The 18581-nt window shown below is 34.1% G+C and carries 17 protein-coding genes; 7 read left to right on the forward strand and 10 right to left on the reverse strand.

Annotated elements, in window-relative coordinates; translation table 11 throughout:
• From E0I26_RS02965 to tsaB, 5 genes are all read left to right on the forward strand, one after another.
• Complete coding sequence (locus tag E0I26_RS02965) at nucleotides 1–1266, forward strand: ABC transporter permease (protein ID WP_131914996.1); 1266 nt, start codon at nucleotides 1–3, stop codon at nucleotides 1264–1266.
• A 43-nt stretch (nucleotides 1267–1309) separates the two neighbouring features.
• The gene (locus tag E0I26_RS02970; protein ID WP_131914997.1) at nucleotides 1310–2425 is read left to right on the forward strand and encodes an efflux RND transporter periplasmic adaptor subunit; all 1116 of its coding nucleotides are present in this window, start codon (nucleotides 1310–1312) and stop codon (nucleotides 2423–2425) included.
• Nucleotides 2426–2507: 82 nt separating this feature from the next.
• Nucleotides 2508–3944, forward strand: coding sequence for a TolC family protein (locus E0I26_RS02975; protein ID WP_131914998.1), 1437 nt, complete (start codon nucleotides 2508–2510; stop codon nucleotides 3942–3944).
• A gap of 6 nt (nucleotides 3945–3950) precedes the next feature.
• Entirely contained in the window at nucleotides 3951–5249 is a 1299-nt protein-coding gene (locus E0I26_RS02980; protein ID WP_131914999.1) for an efflux RND transporter periplasmic adaptor subunit, read from the forward strand.
• Between the two features lie 229 nt (nucleotides 5250–5478).
• A complete protein-coding gene (gene tsaB, locus E0I26_RS02985) occupies nucleotides 5479–6147 on the forward strand; it encodes a tRNA (adenosine(37)-N6)-threonylcarbamoyltransferase complex dimerization subunit type 1 TsaB (RefSeq protein WP_131915000.1) in 669 nt (222 codons plus the stop codon).
• A gap of 10 nt (nucleotides 6148–6157) precedes the next feature.
• Here tsaB and E0I26_RS02990 read toward each other — a convergent pair whose 3' ends face one another.
• The 5 genes from E0I26_RS02990 to E0I26_RS03010 all read right to left on the reverse strand — a co-directional run bounded on the left by E0I26_RS02990 (nucleotide 6158) and on the right by E0I26_RS03010 (nucleotide 10992).
• Nucleotides 6158–6985 (reverse strand): mechanosensitive ion channel family protein, encoded by an 828-nt coding sequence (locus tag E0I26_RS02990; protein WP_131915001.1) that lies wholly within the window; start codon nucleotides 6983–6985, stop codon nucleotides 6158–6160.
• A gap of 81 nt (nucleotides 6986–7066) precedes the next feature.
• Nucleotides 7067–7597, reverse strand: coding sequence for a YtxH domain-containing protein (locus tag E0I26_RS02995; protein ID WP_205728766.1), 531 nt, complete (start codon nucleotides 7595–7597; stop codon nucleotides 7067–7069).
• A 43-nt stretch (nucleotides 7598–7640) separates the two neighbouring features.
• Nucleotides 7641–9665 (reverse strand): thioredoxin domain-containing protein, encoded by a 2025-nt coding sequence (locus E0I26_RS03000; protein WP_131915002.1) that lies wholly within the window; start codon nucleotides 9663–9665, stop codon nucleotides 7641–7643.
• Between the two features lie 105 nt (nucleotides 9666–9770).
• Nucleotides 9771–9971, reverse strand: a complete 201-nt coding sequence (locus E0I26_RS03005) for a dodecin family protein (RefSeq protein ID WP_131915003.1) — start codon at nucleotides 9969–9971, stop codon at nucleotides 9771–9773.
• A 121-nt stretch (nucleotides 9972–10092) separates the two neighbouring features.
• Nucleotides 10093–10992 (reverse strand): NifU family protein, encoded by a 900-nt coding sequence (locus E0I26_RS03010; protein ID WP_131915004.1) that lies wholly within the window; start codon nucleotides 10990–10992, stop codon nucleotides 10093–10095.
• Between the two features lie 169 nt (nucleotides 10993–11161).
• Here E0I26_RS03010 and E0I26_RS03015 point away from each other — a divergent pair, with 169 nt between their 5' ends.
• The gene (locus tag E0I26_RS03015) at nucleotides 11162–12160 is read left to right on the forward strand and encodes a PorP/SprF family type IX secretion system membrane protein (protein ID WP_131915005.1); all 999 of its coding nucleotides are present in this window, start codon (nucleotides 11162–11164) and stop codon (nucleotides 12158–12160) included.
• Nucleotides 12161–12177: 17 nt separating this feature from the next.
• Nucleotides 12178–12693: a gamma carbonic anhydrase family protein gene (locus E0I26_RS03020; RefSeq protein WP_131915006.1), complete on the forward strand. Its 516-nt coding sequence runs from the start codon at nucleotides 12178–12180 to the stop codon at nucleotides 12691–12693.
• Between the two features lie 12 nt (nucleotides 12694–12705).
• On the opposite strand, the gene murI is transcribed toward E0I26_RS03020, so the two are convergent.
• The 5 genes from murI to E0I26_RS03045 all read right to left on the reverse strand — a co-directional run bounded on the left by murI (nucleotide 12706) and on the right by E0I26_RS03045 (nucleotide 18578).
• A complete protein-coding gene (gene murI, locus E0I26_RS03025) occupies nucleotides 12706–13485 on the reverse strand; it encodes a glutamate racemase (RefSeq protein ID WP_131915007.1) in 780 nt (259 codons plus the stop codon).
• 111 nt (nucleotides 13486–13596) lie between these two features.
• Complete coding sequence (locus E0I26_RS03030) at nucleotides 13597–14097, reverse strand: OmpH family outer membrane protein (protein ID WP_131915008.1); 501 nt, start codon at nucleotides 14095–14097, stop codon at nucleotides 13597–13599.
• A gap of 21 nt (nucleotides 14098–14118) precedes the next feature.
• Nucleotides 14119–15138: an OmpH family outer membrane protein gene (locus E0I26_RS03035; protein ID WP_131915009.1), complete on the reverse strand. Its 1020-nt coding sequence runs from the start codon at nucleotides 15136–15138 to the stop codon at nucleotides 14119–14121.
• Between the two features lie 37 nt (nucleotides 15139–15175).
• Nucleotides 15176–17905, reverse strand: a complete 2730-nt coding sequence (gene bamA, locus E0I26_RS03040; protein WP_131915010.1) for an outer membrane protein assembly factor BamA — start codon at nucleotides 17903–17905, stop codon at nucleotides 15176–15178.
• Nucleotides 17838–18578, reverse strand: a complete 741-nt coding sequence (locus E0I26_RS03045; protein WP_131915011.1) for an isoprenyl transferase — start codon at nucleotides 18576–18578, stop codon at nucleotides 17838–17840. Before E0I26_RS03045 ends, bamA begins: the two co-directional genes overlap by 68 nt.
• Nucleotides 18579–18581 lie beyond the last annotated feature (3 nt).

Raw genomic sequence — 18581 nt, forward strand, 5'->3', positions numbered from 1 at the left:
ATGTTTGACAGAGATAAATGGAACGAAATTTTAGAGGCTTTAACGGCTAATACATTCAGGACGATTCTTACGGCGTTTGGTGTTTTTTGGGGAATATTTATTTTGGTAATATTACTCGCCGCAGGAAATGGATTGGAAAATGGCGTTAAAAAAGGTTTTGACGGAATTGCAACCAATACCATGTTTATGTGGTCACAAACTACTTCGAAACCGTTCAAAGGATTGCCTGCAACCAGACAATTCGATTTTAAAAACGCCGATGTTACTGCTTTGAAAGAGAATTTTCCGGATTTATTATACGTTTCGCCCAGAAATCAATTGGGTGGTTATGAAGGAGCAAATAATGTAGTCAGAGGAACAAAAACGGCAGCTTATACTATTTATGGAGATTACCCGGAATTGATTAAGCAAGAATCAATGGATATCATAAAAGGACGTTTTGTGAATCAGCAAGATATTGTATTGAAGCGTAAAGTTGCGGTTATTGGTCAAGGTGTCATAAGCGAAATGTATGAAAAAGCAGAAGAGGTTATTGGAACTTATATCAAGGTAAATGGAGTTAATTTTATGGTTGTGGGTGTTTATAACTCAAAATCTAGAAATAATGGAGATGCTGAATCCGCTCAAAAAAATATTTTTATGCCATTTACGACTTTTCAGCAAGCCTTTAATTATGGAGACACAGTAGGGTGGATGGCACTTACAGCTAATGATGATGCATCAATTACAGAGTTAAAGCCTAAAATTTTAGACTTCATGAAATCCAGACATTCGATACATCCTCAGGATGACAGAGCGATTGGGAATTTTGATTTGTTTCAGGAGTTTAGCAAAATACAAGGCTTGTTTTTTATTTTAAAATTCATCGCTTATTTTGTAGGAACATTGGTATTGCTTTCCGGAGTAATTGGGATTTCTAATATCATGCTGATTGTTGTCAAAGAACGCACAAAGGAAATAGGAATTCGAAGAGCATTAGGAGCAACGCCGGGTGCGATTCGTTCTCAAATATTATCAGAAGCTATTTTTCTGACAATTATCGCAGGAATGTTTGGGATTGCATTGGCCACAGGATTATTAGCTGTTATCAATATGGTTTTAGAGTCTATGCCAAGTGAAGGAATGATGTTCGCCAATCCAAGTGTGGATTTGACAGTTGTTTTTATTGCTTTAGTCATACTCATTGGTTCCGGCTTATTTGCAGGATTAATTCCGGCTCAAACTGCCATAAACGTAAAACCGGTAGACGCATTAAGAACAGAATAAAATATCAATCAAAAATTATATAATCGATTAAACAATAAGCAAAATGAAAAAAGGATTAACCGTAACTATTTTAATTACAATCGCACTAGTGTTCTCCGGTGCCTTGTATTATTTGTATGCCAAGAATCAGGAATCTCCAGTTGTTTTTGAAACCGATAAGGCAGAAATAAAAACGATTGTGAAGAATACGATTGCAACCGGTAATATTGTTCCAGATGAAGAGGTGCTTATCAAACCTAATATTTCAGGTATTATTGAAGCTGTTTACATTAAAGCTGGGGAGAATATAAAAGCTGGTGATTTAATTGCAAAAATTAAAGTTGTTGCCAATGTATCTAATTTGAGTAATTCTCAAAACCAGGTTCAAACATCCAAAATTGCTTTGGATAATCAAGAGAAAGTGTTTTTAAGACAAAAAACGTTGTTTGATAAAGGCGTTATTTCTGCCAATGATTTTGATGCGGCACAATTAGCGTATAAGCAAGCGAAACAGAATTATAGCGCATCTAAACAAGGATATGACATTGTGAAAACAGGAACAACTTCAGGACTGGGAAGTTATGCCAATACTTTGATTCGTTCCACGGTAAATGGAATGGTGCTGGATGTTCCCGTAAAAGTAGGAAACCAAGTAATTGAAAGTAATAATTTCAATGAAGGAACAACAATAGCAAGTGTTGCCGATGTTGGGCGTATGATTTTCGTTGGAAAAATTGACGAATCAGAAGTAGGTAAAATAAAAGAAAAATTACCAATCGAAATTACTGTTGGCGCTATTGAAAACAAAAAGTTCGATGCCGTTCTACAATATATTGCCCCTAAAGGTAAAACAGAAAATGGAGCAATTCAATTCGAAATAAAAGCATCTTTGACGAATAGAGACGATACTTTTATCAGAGCAGGTTTAAGTGCAAATGCCTCGATTATTTTAGAAAAAGCGGATAAAGTTTTAGCGATAAAAGAATCTTTGATTCAATTTGATAAAAAAACACAAAAACCCTATGTAGAGGTTGAAACCGGCGTACAGAAATTCACAAGAAAAGATTTAGTCTTGGGGGTCAGTGATGGGATTTATGTCGAAATAAAAAGCGGAATTAAAGCTTCGGATAAAATTAAAGTATGGAATCAAGGGCTGAAAAACGAAGAAATGAAACCTTAAAAATACACTCAAAAAAGAATTTTAGTTTTTAAAAAAATGTTAAATATGTGTAGTACCTTTGCTACACTTTCATTCAAAATATATGAAAAAAAATAGTTGTATCAGTTTTGTTTTTATCGTGCTGTTTGGTTTGTCCGTTCAGGGACAATCCAAAAAATGGACTCTGGAAGAATGCGTAAAATATGCCATACAAAATAACATCTCAATCAAACAATCCGAATTAGATTCTAAAACGGCAAACATTGATAAAAAAGGGGCGATTGGGAATTTCCTTCCGTCACTGAATGCCAGTGCTTCTCATTCCTGGAATATTGGGTTGAATCAGGATATTACAACGGGGCTTTTACAAAATCAAACCACACAGTTTACCTCCGCAGGTGCCAATGTTGGAGTAGATATTTACAAAGGATTACAAAATCAAAATACGCTACGCAAAGCCAATCTTTCAATAATAGCGGCCAAATATCAATTGTTGAAAATGCAGGAAGATGTAGCATTGAATGTTGCTAATGCTTTTTTACAGGTGCTTTTTAACAAAGAAAACTTAAAAGTGCAAAAAGAACAATTGGGAATTAATGAAAAGCAATATGCACGCTCGGAAGAATTAGTGAAAGCAGGATCTATTCCGCGTGGGGATTTATTGGACATAAAAGCTACTGTGGCATCAAACAATCAAAATGTTATTACTGCTGAAAATGCATTATTAATTTCAAAATTAAGTTTGGCTCAATTATTACAGTTGAAAGACTTTGAAAATTTTGATGTTGTTGATGATACCGATGTTAAAGATGAAAATAATATTATGGCACAATCTCCGGCGGCCATTTATGATAAAGCCAAAGAAGGCAGAACAGAATTGAAAATTGCCAGAACTAATTTGGAGATTGCCCAAAAAAATGTAGCAATTGCCAAAGGAGCTTTTCAACCTACTTTGCAAGGTTTTTATAGTTTTAGTTCTAGAGTTGGGTATAGTGACAGAGTTGTGGGTTTTCAACCAAATACTTCAAATCCTACATCTGTAGTTGGGTATGTGGAAGGTACAAATCAAAATGTTTTACAAAATAATTTTTCTCCCGTATTAGGAAAAGCTTTGCCTTTCTTTGATCAATTTAGTGATAACAAAGGACATTCTTTTGGGGCTCAGTTATCGATTCCTATCTTTAATGGATTTTCAGCCAGAAACAATGTAGAGCGTTCTAAAGTAAGTTTAGAAAGATCAAAAATTGCTGTAGAGCAACAAGATTTAGATTTGCAAAGAAATGTTTTCACTGCATTTGCAGATGCTAAAGGCGCTTTGAATGCGTATGAATCTTCGGTTGTGGCACTTGAGTCCAGACAAGGAGCGTATGATTATGCCAAAGAAAAATACGCGGTTGGTTTGATGAATTCTTTTGATTTCAATCAGTCACAAACCTTACTTACTAATGCACAATCAGATGTTCTTAGAACAAAATACGATTATATTTTTAAAATTAAAATATTGGAATTCTATTTTGGAATCCCTCTTATCAAAAACTAATTTATCATGTCAAAGAAAACAATTTATATCCTAATAGGTGGAGCAGTAGTAATCATTGCTGCTTTGATAGCGCTTTCAAAATCAGGAGCTATCGGAAATAAGGACAAGGGAACTGAAGTTGAAATCGCCCAAGTTAATCCTGTGACTATTGTTGAAACGGTTTCGGCTACAGGGAAAATTCAACCAGAAATTGAGGTTAAAATTTCATCTGAGGTATCAGGAGAGATTATTTCTTTAAACGTAAAAGAAGGACAAGTTGTAAAGAAAGGAGATTTATTGGTTAAAATAAATCCAGATTTGTATACTTCAGGTTACAATCGTTCGGTTTCCAATTTATCAGGAACCAGAGCAAATTTGAGTCAGGCAGATGCTTCGTTCAAGGAATCTAAATCAAGTTACGATAGAAATAAAACATTATTCGAAAAAGGAATTATTTCAAAGTCAGATTGGGATAAAGCAGTTGCGTCTTATGAGGTGGCTAAAGCAGCTAAGCAAACCGCTTATTTTAATGTTCAAAGTGCCTCGGCAACTGTAAATGAAGCCAAAGACAATTTAGGACGTACTACAATCTATGCACCTGCGGATGGAACTATTTCGATGTTAAACGTAGAATTAGGGGAACGCGTTTTGGGAACGCAACAAATGACTGGAACGGAAATTTTGAGAGTAGCCAACTTAAATAATATGGAGGTTGAAGTCGATGTCAATGAAAATGATATTGTAAAAATTAAAGTGGGAGATGAAGCGAATGTTGAAGTTGATGCTTATCTAAAAAAACAATTTAAGGGTGTTGTAACTAGTATTTCTAATTCGGCCAGTTCAGCTTTGACAGCAGATCAGGTGACTAATTTTAAAGTTAAAGTGAGAATTCTTAAAGAATCGTATCAAGATTTATTAGAGGGAAAACCGGATACATATTCTCCTTTTAGACCTGGAATGACTGCAACTGTTGATATCATTACAGAAACAAAAACGAATGTATTGTCTGTGCCAATTAGTTCAGTAGTGGTGAAATCAGATACGACAGCTGTAAAAGAAATTAAAGTGGAAGATCCTAATGAAGAACAAAAAGGAGCTGCACCTAAAAGTGACAAGAAATTTGAATGCGTATTTGTAAAAGTAGGCGATAAAGCTAAAATTAGAATTATCAAGACCGGAATTCAAGACGATACAAATATTGAGGTTTTAACAGGTCTTAAAAAAGGAGATGTTGTTATAACCGGACCTTATACTACCGTTTCAAAGGACTTAAATTCTGGGGATAAGGTAACGTTAAAAACGGATAAGGATAAAGAGAAGAAGTAATTTTTTTTTAAAATTCCATAAAACAAATCTCAAATTCCAAGTTTTATAACGAGATTTGTATTGTGATTATATTTTATCATAAAGTAAATCACCCAAACTTGTCATTCCGACGAAGGAGGAATCTCATTATGTGATTCCTCCTTCGTCGGAATGACAAGTTTGGGAAAAATGGAAATAAAATAATTATGATTTTATGATTCATATCCTAAATCTAAAAGCCTAAATAAAATTGGAATACATTCTCAACATCGAAACCGCTACGAAAAACTGTTCAGTTGCTCTTGCAAAAGACGGTAAAACAATTTTATGCAAAGAAATTGCCGAGGAAGGTTATTCTCATGCAGAACGATTGCATGTTTTTATTGAGGAAATTATAAAAGAAGCAGGAATTACGCTTAATGATTTATCTGCCATTGCCGTGAGTCAAGGTCCAGGTTCCTATACCGGATTGCGAATAGGAGTTTCGGCTGCTAAAGGACTGTGTTATGCACTGGATATTCCATTAATTGCGGTAGATACTTTACAAGCTTTGGCGTCACAGGTAACCATTTCCAGCGGATTAATCATTCCCATGATTGATGCCCGAAGAATGGAAGTGTATAGCGCTGTTTTTGCTCCAAATTTGGAACGAAAAAGAGAAGTTCTTGCCGAAATAATCACTGAAAATTCCTTTGAGGATTTGAAGGAAACACTTTATTTTGTTGGGGATTGTGCCGAAAAATGCAAGTCAGTTTTGACCAAAGAAAACTATGTTTTTCTTGACGAAATTGTATATCCTTCTGCCAAAGAAATGAGTGCGATAAGTTTTGATAAATTTAAAAAAAGCGACACTGTAGATGTCGCTTATTTTGAACCGTATTATTTGAAAGACTTTATGATTACGACTTCAAAGAAGTAATATCTTTAGATTAAGAATTATCTTGGGATGATTCTCTTACATAAGGTTGAATGACAATTCCGGCAGTGTCAAATGCTTGTTTACAGCTTTCTAAAGTTTCAGAGAAAACGTTACCATAATCTTCATTATTTGCCCACGGTCTCACCGCAAGTTGAATAGCATTGTCGGTTAAGTTTTTTACAGAAACTTCGGCAACAGGAGTTTGAAGTACTTTTGGATTATTTTTTAAAATGGCAGTAATTATTTCTTTCACTTTTTTAATATCCGTATCATAGGAAATGGCAATGGTCAAATCGGCTCTTCTGATTTTTTGTAAAGAATAATTGATAATGTTTCCATTTGATAAAGATCCATTGGGTACAAAAATAGTCTGGTTATTAGCCGTAATTAATTTGGTTACAAATATTTGAATTTCGCTGACAGTTCCGGTCACTCCTTGTGCTTCAATGGTGTCATTTACCTTAAAAGGCTTAAAGAGAATAATCAGCATACCGCCTGCAAAATTCGATAAAGAACCTTGAAGTGATAAACCCACCGCAAGTCCCATGGCACCAAGAATGGCAACAAAAGAGGTGATTCCTACTCCTAATTTTTCGAGGAAAGTTACAAACAATAATATTCTTAATACCCAAAGTAAAATATCGGCAAGGAATTTTGTTAGGGTAGGATCTAAGTCCCTTTTTATCATTAATTTTCTGATGAATCTATTGATAAGTCGAATGGCGTAAAGGCCAACAAATAAAATGACAAAGGCAGAAATAACTTTTGGCGAATAATCAATCAATACAGTGATAAATGTATTGGCATAATCAGTTAACTGATTTGGATTTAAGTTCATTTTTTATATAATAAAAAACCTTCCCAAAAGAGAAGGTTAAGTTTGAAGTGCAAAAATACAAATAAATTATTTTCTTATAAATTAATCTGCGTCTTCGTCTGTTTTATTTATAGTTTTTTTAGGAGTTTCGATAGTGTCAGCATCACCGTCATTTGCTAATTCGTTTGCTTTTTCAGAAACGGTTTCGGCAGCATCAGTAGCGATTGTTTTAGTTTCACGTACTATTTCTTCTACTTTGTCTGTGGCTGCGACAGTTTTTTCTTTTACGGATTCTGCTGCGTTTCCTAAAGCATCACCAGCTTTGTCAGAATGCCCAGTGACAGTTTCTTTGGCTTGGTTAGCAAAACCTTCTACTTTATCTATAATTGGAGCAGCAGTTTCTTTTACTTTTTCAAATGTTTCTTCTACAAAAGTTTCTGCTTTTTCAAGATAAGGAGTTGCAGTTTCTTTTGCTTTATCGAATGTTTCTTCTGCAAATGTTTCTGCTTTTTCAAGATAGGGTGCTGCAGTCTCTTTTGCTTGTTCAAAAGTAGTTTCTGCTTTGTCAGCTAATTCGCTGGCAGTTTCTTTGGCTGAGCCAAATAAATTTTTAAAAAATGAAGATAGTCCCATGGTATTTTTATTTGATTAGTCTTACAATATTAAACAATTTTTTCTACGATTGCTTTATTAAAACATTAATAATTTGCTGAAAATCAGTATTTGGTATCAAGCAGGTCCTGTTTTGGCACAGATAAAACAGCGTTTCCTTATTTATATAGCGTGCTGATAAAAAAGGAAGACTTGATGTTTTTTGGGTTCCAGCCAAAACAATATTGGGAATATACATGCTGTTTATTTTTGCGCAATACTCTAAAGCCAATTCTCCACAAATGGCTAATTCTTTGTTCTGTTCCGAAAAATCCAACCCCAAATCCATCCAGTTTGAAAATGCAGACGGGTAATCGACACCAGGAAGTATAGCAAGTAACATGTTATGGCTGACTTTTTCGTAATAAGAATTATTGAAATAAATGCTCAATTGATACAAGTTTTTTGCCATCACTGAATTGGATGCAGGAATTACATTATCTTCAGTTTCATAATGTGTGGTTATTAAAGCTTCATCCAGATTTGATGTAAAAGCAAAAAACGATTTTTTTTCATCATAAAAATGTTCCAAACTATAATCGGTCAGTTGTTTGGCGTCATGGAGCCATTTCTCGTCAAAAGTTACTTCGTACAAGGCGATAAAGGCTGCAATTACAAAACAATAATCTTCCAGATAACCGTTGATGGTACTTTTTCCGTTTTTGTAATTGTGAAATAAATTTCCCTCGCTTGACCAAAGATTCGTAGTTATGAAACGAGCATTTTGCAAGGCTGTCTCTAAATATTTTTTGTCTTCCAATGCTTTGTAAGCATCAACATATCCTTTTAACATTATTGCATTCCAGGAAGTCAGACATTTATCATCGAGTCTTGGTTTAGAACGCTTTTCTCTTTCGTTATACAGTAGTTTTTCCCAGTTTTCCTTTTTGTTTTCAAGTGTAGCAACAGGAATGTTATTCTGTTTTGCAATACTTTCTAAAGTTTGATTTTGAATCAGAACATAATTTTCGTCTTCCCATAATCCAAAACTATTGCAATTGAATACCTGACTGAATAAATCAAAATCTTCCTTGATGATCGCCTTTAATTCTGGGATTTTCCAAACATAAAAAGCACCTTCTTCCAGATGATTATTTGAGTTTAAACTGTCAGCATCCAACGCAGCATAAAATCCGCCTTCAGGATTCATTAATTCTTTTTCTACAAAGCGAAGTGTTTTTTCTATAACCTCTTTGTACAATTGGTTTTTAGTCAGTTTATACGCATCGCTGTATAAAGAAACCAATTGTCCATTGTCATAAAGCATTTTTTCAAAATGGGGAACATGCCATTTCATATCTACTGAGTAGCGTGAAAATCCACCGTCAACGGTATCAAAAAGCCCTCCATACGCCATTTTAGTTAAAGTAAGATTTACAAAATCCAGTAAACCGGCATCATTCTTTTGATAGCCATAACGCATTAGGAAATGATAATTATTGGGCATCATAAACTTGGGCGCTCTTGCCATTCCGCCAAATTCCCAATCGAAACTTTTTTTCCATTTTTCGATTAAAGAGGCAATCAAATTTTGATCTATTTCTGTTTCTGATTCTTCGTTTTGTACAATTCCGATAGCTTTAATTCCATGATGCAATTTTTCGGCATAATCAATCATCCTTTCCGGCGCTGATTGATACATTTTTTGTAATTCATCAAGGGTTTGTGTCCACTCGTCTTTTCTAAAATAAGTTCCGCCCCAAACCGGTCTGCCATCTGGTAGTGTGACTACGTTTAAAGGCCATCCGCCACGACCGGTCATGATTTGAACGGCTTTCATATAAACGGCATCAACATCCGGACGTTCTTCTCGATCGACTTTGATATTGATAAAATGCGCATTCATGACTTGAGCGACGGCTACATTTTCAAAACTTTCGTGTTCCATCACATGACACCAATGACAAGCAGAATATCCGATGCTTACGATGATTAGTTTGTTGTTTTCTTTGGCTTCTGTCAATGATTTTGGATTCCAAGCTTTCCAGTGAACAGGATTGTTGGCGTGTTGTAATAAATAAGGACTGGTTTCTTGTGAAAGTAGGTTCATATTTTTTGTTTTTTAGCCCGATAGTCCCGAAATCTCGGGAAATAGCTTTTAAAAATAAAAAAAGCGTTTCAAATGAAACGCTTAAATTTTGTTTTTTTAATTTCACTATTCGAGTTCGAAAGTTAATTTTAGGTTTACTCTGTATTCTGTGACTTCACCTCCACTTACAGCCGCACTGTGGTCTTTAACGTATACAGAACGTATGTGGTTTATGGTTTTAGCCGCCTTTGCAACTCCTTTTCGAGTGGCATCTTCCCAACTTATATCTGAACTGGAAAGCACTTCAATTACTTTTAATACTGACATAATTTTTATTTGTTAAGTTAAAGATTAAATGTACCTATTTTATTTAAAACTTCAATTTAAAACGGTAATTATTTTTATATAACTATAACATTGTCAGCTAGGTGTGTGTTTTAAGTTTTGCTTATGCGTTTATGGCTTCCACTTTAATTCCTTCGTCATTTAGCATGCTTTTCAGCATGTTTTCGATACCGCTTTTTAAAGTAAATGTTGATGATGGGCAGCCACTGCAGGCGCCTTGTAATATCACCTTTACGGTTTTGTCAGTTTCGTTATAGGAATCGAATGCGATATTTCCACCGTCAGCTTGTACGGCAGGTTTTACGTATTCCTCTAATATGTTGATGATTTGTTGTGAAGTGACATCCAGATTGTCAAACTCTTTTGCTTTAGTGTCCTCTTCTGCTGTAACGGCTTGAATGAAGTTTTCATCTAGAACTGTTCCTCCGTTTTCGATATATTGCTTAATGAAACTTCTTAATTCCAATGTTATTTCCTGCCATTCATTGATTTCATATTTAGTCACTGAGATGTAGTTTTCATCAATGAAAATCTCTTTTACATAAGGAAATTTAAAAAGTTCTTTTGCTAATGGAGATGCGCCTGTTTGATCGATATTTTTGAATTCGATGGAGTTCTTGGTCAACATTTTGCTCACTACAAATTTCAATGCTGCTGGATTTGGAGTGGTCTCTCCATAAACGGTCACAGGCTGTTTTTTGGTTTTGTTTTCATCTATAGTAATGATTGTCCCGCCATTGTTTACAAATGTTTCCATTTGTTCCGCTACGGCATCTTTGACATCGTCCCATTCTACAATACTATATTTTTCGATTGCAATAAAATTTCCAGAGATGTAAATTGTTTTTACAAAGGGAAGATAAAACAATTGTTGCGCTAGTGGAGACGTTTTAGCTTCGTCAATGTTTTTGAATTCAAAACTTTCATTTTGTGTTATAAAATCTTGAAATTCAAACTTTAATATGGTTGGGTTTTGTGTTTCTTTTATGGTAACTTTGTTCATGACTTTTAAATTTTTACAAATTTAGTAAAGTTATTTTCTACGAATAACTATATTTGATTTTTTAATGAATAAATTAACTTTAGTTTAATTTTTAGATAAGTTATTTGTCTTAGTTCCCATAAAACTTTTATTGATTTAAAATTATTCATTCCTATTAAAAAGTAATTAAATGTATAATAAAATTAGATTTTTATCGTCCCTTTTTTTTATATCCTATTGTTCTTTTTCACAGGAAGGAATTCCTGTTTATTCGGATTATCTTTCAGATAACTATTATCTAATTCATCCTTCAATGGCAGGTGCTTCAAATTGTGCCAAGATCAGGTTGACCGGTCGTAAACAATGGTTTGACCAGGAAGATGCTCCAGAGCTTCAAACATTAAGTCTTAATGGTAGGGTAGGTGAAAAAGCGGGTGCCGGAATTATACTTTTTAATGATAAAAATGGCTATCATTCCCAAAAAGGAGTCAAATTTAGTTATGCCTATCATCTTATGTTTTCAAGAGATGAGGTCGATTTGAACCAATTGTCTTTTGGTATTAGCGCAGGATTAATTCAAAGCCAATTAGACGAAACGGAATTTATGCAATCAGGTGATTGGGATCCAATTATTGATGGAACTGTCGTACAAAAAGATTCTTATTTTAATGTAGATATTGGAGCATCTTATAACTACTTGGATTTTTATGCTCATGCTACGGTGAAAAATGCCATAGAAACCAGAAGAGATATTTATACAGAATATGAAAGTGACAATCTAAGAAAGTACTTATTGAGTGCCGGTTATATCTTTGGTAATAGAGAAAAATTATTATGGGAACCTTCTCTTTTGTTTCAAATGGTGGATCAAACGAAAGAAAAAGCGATTGACATCAATTTAAAAGTCTATAAAAGTCTGGATTTTGGAAAACTTTGGGGCGGATTGTCCTATAGAAGAAGTTTTGATGGTGCCGAGTATATTGATGGAAATTCTGTTTCGAAACAAAAACTGCAATATATTACTCCAATTGTAGGAGTTAATTATGACAGATTTATGTTTGCCTATACGTATTCTCAATTGTCGGGAGCTGTTAAGTTCGATAATGGGGGCTACCACCAAATTACTTTGGGAATCGACTTGTTCTGTAAACCAGTGAAATACGATTGTTATTGTCCAGCAATTAATTAATTATTTACTTTTTACTCATGCTAATTAAATCTGTTAACGGTAAGTCACCTTCTATTCCGGAGGATTGTTATGTAGCCGAAAATGCAACTATTGTAGGTGATGTGACCTTTGGCACAAATTGCAGTGTTTGGTTTAACGCGGTAATTAGAGGGGATGTAAATTTTATCAAAATTGGTAATAAAGTAAATATACAAGATGGAGCAGTTATTCATTGTACGTATAAAAAGCACCCAACTATTATAGGAAATAACGTTTCTATTGGTCATAATGCCATTGTACATGGTTGTATCGTTCATGACAATGTATTGATAGGAATGGGAGCGATTGTAATGGATAATTGTGTGATCGAAAGCAATTCTATTGTGGCGGCTGGAGCGGTTATTACCCAAAATACAGTTGTAGAATCAGGTTCAATCTGGGCAGGAGTTCCTGCGAAGAAAGTGAAAGACATTGATCAGTCTGATTTTGCGGGTGAAATCGAACGCATTTCGAATAATTACGTAATGTACTCGAGTTGGTTTAAAGAGGAATAATAGGTTGCTTTTTTAGAAATTCTTCTTCTCAACCGTATATTTATTTCCTAAAATTTCAGTCAGAACTTTTGGATTTGTATTTGTATAAAATACGGGTTCGCTATTTTCTGCCGATGAAAAACCTACTTTTTCTCGTAATATATTTTGTGTCTGTTTAGCTACAGCTTCACCGGAATCGATAATCTGAATGTGTTCCGGAAGTATTTTTTTGATTTGTGGAATCAGATAGGGATAGTGGCTACACCCTAATACTAGATAATCGATGTTGGCTTCAATCATAGGAGTGAGGTAGGAATGAAGCAATTTAGTCATCTCTGGTGAATTGATGTCTCCATTTTCAATTAGCTGGACCAATCCGTGGCCCACTTGCTCGATTATTTTTGTGTCTTGGTACTTTTCTGTAGTCTTGTTGAAAAGCGCACTGTTCAGCGTGCCTTGTGTAGCTAGGATTCCTATTATTTGTGTTTTAGAATGCGTAACTGCGGGTTTTATTGCAGGCTCAATACCTATAAACGGAATGTCGTATTTAGCTCTTAACTCTTGGATTGCATTGGTAGTTGCCGTATTACAAGCTACCACAATTAATTTGCATTTCATCTCCAGGAGAAAATCAGTATTTTTCATGCTTAATGCAATAATCTCTTCTTTTGATTTTTGTCCATAAGGGGCATTTTTACTATCTGCCAGATATATGGTTCTTTCATTGGGTAGTAATTGATGGATTGCTTTCCAAATGGAAGTTCCGCCAATCCCTGAGTCAAAAATTCCTATAGGTTGATTATTGCTATTCATAAAAACAAAGTTACGTGCTGGAATTTGAATTTCCTAAAATTTATTTTAAACAAAAAAAAACTGCTCAAGCCTAAGATAAGGGTGAGCAGTTTTGTACGAGTATTGATTTTTTTAGAAACCTAAATCTTTTTTTACATCCATAGTCAAGTTTGGACCATCAGCAAGTAAAAGACTAGAACCATCAAGAACATATTGGAATCCTTTAGCTTTTCCTACTTTTTGAATTGAAGCTCTTACTTTTTCCATTAATGGTTTTACGATATCAGATTCTTTTTGTTGCAATTCTTTTTGAGCATTGTCTCTAAAGTCAACAATTCTTTTTTGCATATCTTGAACTTCTTTAGAACGCTCACCATTTATTGCTTCAGTAACTGTAGCAGCTTCAGCTTCGTATTTTTTCAATTTTCCTTGGTATTCTTCAACCATTTTTTTGTAATCAGCATCATACGTAGTACTCAATTTATCCAATTGTTTTTGAGCGTCTAGCATTGCTGGCATTTTTGTCATAATCTCACTTACATCAACATGAGCAGTTTTTGCTTGTGCATTAATTGTTTGGTTTGCTCCTAAAATAAAAATGGCAGCAATAAATAGAGTTTTAATTTGTTTCATCGTTTTTAAAATATTTAATAATTAATTTTTGTTTGTATTTTCTTTTAATTTTTCTTCTTTGGCTTTTCTAATTGCTTCTCTGTCTTCCAGTATTTTTTTTCTTTTTTCGTCTAATGCTTTCTTGCGATCCTCTAAAACTTTCTTACGATCTTCTAATGTTTTCGCTTTTGCAGCCGCTTGTTTTTGTTTGGCCTCTTCAACTGTTTGTTTAGCGTTGTCCTTGTTCGGGTCATTGCTAACTGCTGTGTCAGTGCCGTCTATTTTGACATTTGCAGAAACCGTGCCATTTTTTTTAGCTTCTCTGTCGGCTTGAATTTGTTTTCTTTTGTCATCAAATTCTTTTTTCTTTTGCTCCTGAAGCAATTTTCTGTCAGCAAGTATTTTATCTCTTGTTGCTTTTTTATCATCCAAGAGTTTTTGTCTATCCGCTAATGCTGGATTTTCATCCAATGCATCTTCTTTATTTTCTTTTGCTTCCTCTTCTTTTAGTTGTTTTTTAGTCAACTGCTCTCTTTTTTCTGTACGGTTCAATACGCGTAAAATTTGATCGCTGATGTCAAATCTTTTTGCTGCGAACAACATGGTCAAGTCAGAAGTTTTGTCAAAGATGAAATCATATTTTAACTGTTCTGCAATATCTTGAACTGCAGTAAAAACTTGATCTTGTATTGGTTTTACCAAAACGGATTTTTGTATCATCAAATCTCCATTGGCACCAAATCTTTTTTGTTGATACTCTAAATTTTCGTTTTCAAGAAAATTAATTTCTGTTTCTCTTTCGTCAATGAGCTCTTTTGTCAATAAAGCTCTTTCTGCTTTTAAAGCTTCCTTTAATTTATTGATTTCAATTTTCTTAGTATCAATCTCCAATTTCCATTTTTCGACCTTTTGCTCTAATTGAGCCTTTGCTTCCGTATAATCGGGTACATTTTGTAAAATGTATTCCATATCAATGTAGCCTAGTTTAGTCCCTCTGGTTTGCGCGTTTATTGTTTGCACAACGACTAGCGCTAAAAATAGATATAAAAATTGTTTTCTCATAACGGTACTGTATTAGAAAATTTAAAATCAATTTTTTTTAGAACTGCTGTCCAATGATAAAATGGGTTTCCCATCCATTAGCTTTTGCTTGTCCTGGCAATGTATCAAAACCGTGACCAAAATCAATTCCCAATAAACCAAATGCAGGCATAAATACACGTAATCCAACTCCTGCAGAACGATTTAACGCAAAAGGATTATAACTTTTGAAATCCTTAAACGATGATCCCGCTTCCATAAATGCCAATGCATAAATCGAAGCCGATGATTTTAACGTTATCGGATAACGCAATTCCATTGAGAATTTATTAAAAACAGTAGCTCCAATTTGATCTCCTGTCTCATTTACAGGCGTTAAGGAGTTGTTAGGATATCCTCTCAACTGTACTGTTTCTCTACCATCCATTGAATAATTCGCCAATCCGTCACCACCTAGATAGAATCGTTCAAAAGGAACAACACCTCTGTCTTGATTGTATGCTCCAAGGAACCCAAATTCAGTCAAAGTTCTAAGTACTAATTTACCATAAATTTTTGTATACCAATCGGCTTTAAACTTTATTTTATAATATTCTAACCAATTAAATTTCTTTTGATCGACTTTAGATACGTCAGCGGCAGCCTCTTGATAGGTTGCTACCCAGTTTCCTTTACTGTCAATATAATCTCCTATTTCAACAGTGTTCCCATTGTCATCTGGAACATTCGAACGGTCAACAGTGTTTTTTAATTTGTACTCTTCTTTATCGCCTAATGTTGCATAATCTGTTCCGTTTAGCAATGAATAAGGAGGAGTTAATTTAGCTGAAATACTAAACTCCGATCCGTATGTTGGAAAAATTGGATTTAGACCTTTATTGCTTCTTGTTAATCCTATGGTGTAGGCTAAATTTCTTGATGTTCCATTTCCAAATGTGAATAATCCGGTATTGTAATTATTTAAATCATAATGTTGGTAACTTAAAGATTGTGACAATACAAAGAAATCATCTGGAACAGTCAGTCTTTTTGCTAAACCAACAGACAATGTCATGATATTGAAACTTCTAGTTTTATCCGCTTTTTGTGTAACAAAATTATTTAAAAATTGTTTACTATACGATAACGAAGTACTAAATTGTACTGGTTTTTTTCCGCCAAACCAAGGTTCTGAAAATGAAACGCTATACGTTTGAAAGAAAGTACTGGCTTGTAAACGTAAGGAAACTTTTTGACCATCTCCCATAGGCAGTGGCTTATAAGCATCTTTGTTTAACATGTTTCTTGCTGAAAAGTTGTTGAACGATAGTCCAAGAGTACCAATGAAACCGCCTCCGCCATAACCTCCTTGAAGTTCAATTTGACTCGAACCTTTTTCTACAAGATTGTATTCAATATCAACAGTTCCCGCTCCTGAATCTACATTCTTGAACTTTGGATCAATCGCTTCCGGATCAAAAAATCCTAGTTGCCCAATTTCACGAACGGTTCTAACTAATTCTTCTTTGCTGTATTTTTCTCCTGGTTTTGTTCTTAATTCACGATAAATTACACGGTCATTTGTTTTGTCATTTCCAACAACAGTAATTTTGTTGAAATAAGCGATTGGTCCTTCAGTGATTCGTATTTCAAAATCAATGGTGTCATTTGCTGTTCTTACCTCAACGGCATTTATATTAGAAAATAAATAACCATTGTTTTTATATAAATTGTCAATGTCTTCGCCGTCAGGTTTTGATGCATCTGCAATTCTTTTTTGTAGCAGAACACCATTGTAAGTTTCCCCTTTTTTAACACCTAATATTCTACTAAGATATTGATCAGGATACACCGTATTTCCTAAAAATTTAATGTCTCCAAAGTAATATTTATTACCTTCTTCTACATTTATTTTAATTGATAATGCATTCTTTTCTTTATCAAAAGTTACAGAATCCGAAAGTATTCTGGCATCTCTGTATCCCTTTTCCTTATAAGCTGAAACTACTTTTTCTAAATCAGTTTTGTATTTATCTTTTATAAACTTTGATGCTTTTAGAATGCGAATAGGATTTTTTTGTTTCGTTTCCTTCATCGCTTTTCGCAAAGCTTTGTCTGACATTTTTGTGTTTCCTACAAAATCAATCTTTTGAATTTTTACTTTTTCACCCTTGTCAATACTAACAAGCATATTTACTTGGTTTACAGTTGAAGTATCTTTAACAGTGTTTATGTTTACTTTAGTATTATAGTAACCATCTTTTTTGTATTTGTTCTCAATGTAGTTTTTTGTAGTGGTAATCAGGTTTTCATTGACTACTTTTCCTTTATTTAGACTGTTGTCTTTTATTAAAGCTTCTGTTTTGGTTTTCTTGACACCTACAAATTTTACCTCATTCAATTTAGGTAGCTCTACAATATTTAGATCAAGATAAATACTGTCATTCTCTATTTTATTTACATAAAATGAAATTTCATCAAAGAGACCCAGTTTCCCCAGTTTTTTTATAGCAGCACTGATTTCCTCCCCGGGAACTGTAATTTCTTGCCCTTTTTGTAAGCCTGAAAAAGTAACAACGGTCTGGCTGTTGAAACTGATGTCTCCAACTACTGCCACATCAGCTAAAATATATTTTTTCCCCTGATCAAAAGGAACTCTTTCTTGAGCTTTAACTTGTGTAAAACTTCCAAAAATCAAAACGGTAAGGACTATTTTTATGCTTTTATTTAACACTAAAAAATTATTTAATTTGTTCACTTGTTTTTCCAAATCTACGTTCTCTTTTTTGATAACTAATGATAGCCTCATATAAATCTTGTTCTTTAAAGTCTGGCCACAATATGTCAGTAAAATATAATTCTGAATAGGCAATCTGCCACAACAAAAAGTTACTTATCCTATGTTCTCCACTTGTTCGTATTAATAAATCTACGTCAGGTAAATTTTGCGTGTAAAGATGCTCATTAATAATGGAATCGTCAATAGTGTCTATTGAAATTATATTATTTTTAACTTTATTACAGATGTTTCTGACTGCACTGACAATTTCTTCTCTGGATCCATAGCTTAACGCCAAGGTCAATGTCATTTGTGTGTTGTCCTTAGTTTTGTCAATTACATCAAGAAGTTCTTTTTGTGCTGATTTTGGTAATTTTTCTAAATTACCAATAGCATTCAGTTTGATGTTGTTTTTTTGAAGTGTTACAAGTTCTTTTTTCAAGGAGTTGATGAGCACTTTCATTAAAGTTTCAACTTCTAGTTTTGGTCTGTTCCAATTTTCAGTGGAGAAAGCATATAAAGTAAGGAATTCGATGCCGAGCTTGGCACTGGCTTCAATGATTACTTTAACGGATTTTGTTCCGCTTTCATGACCTAATGCTCTTAAAAGTCCTTGTTGTTTTGCCCAACGGCCATTACCATCCATTATGATGGCCAAATGTTTTGGCAAGTTATTCTTGTTGATCGTCTCTAGTAAATTCATTTT

Origin of the sequence: Flavobacterium rhamnosiphilum (assembly GCF_004349195.1) — a bacterium.
Lineage (GTDB): Bacteria > Bacteroidota > Bacteroidia > Flavobacteriales > Flavobacteriaceae > Flavobacterium > Flavobacterium rhamnosiphilum.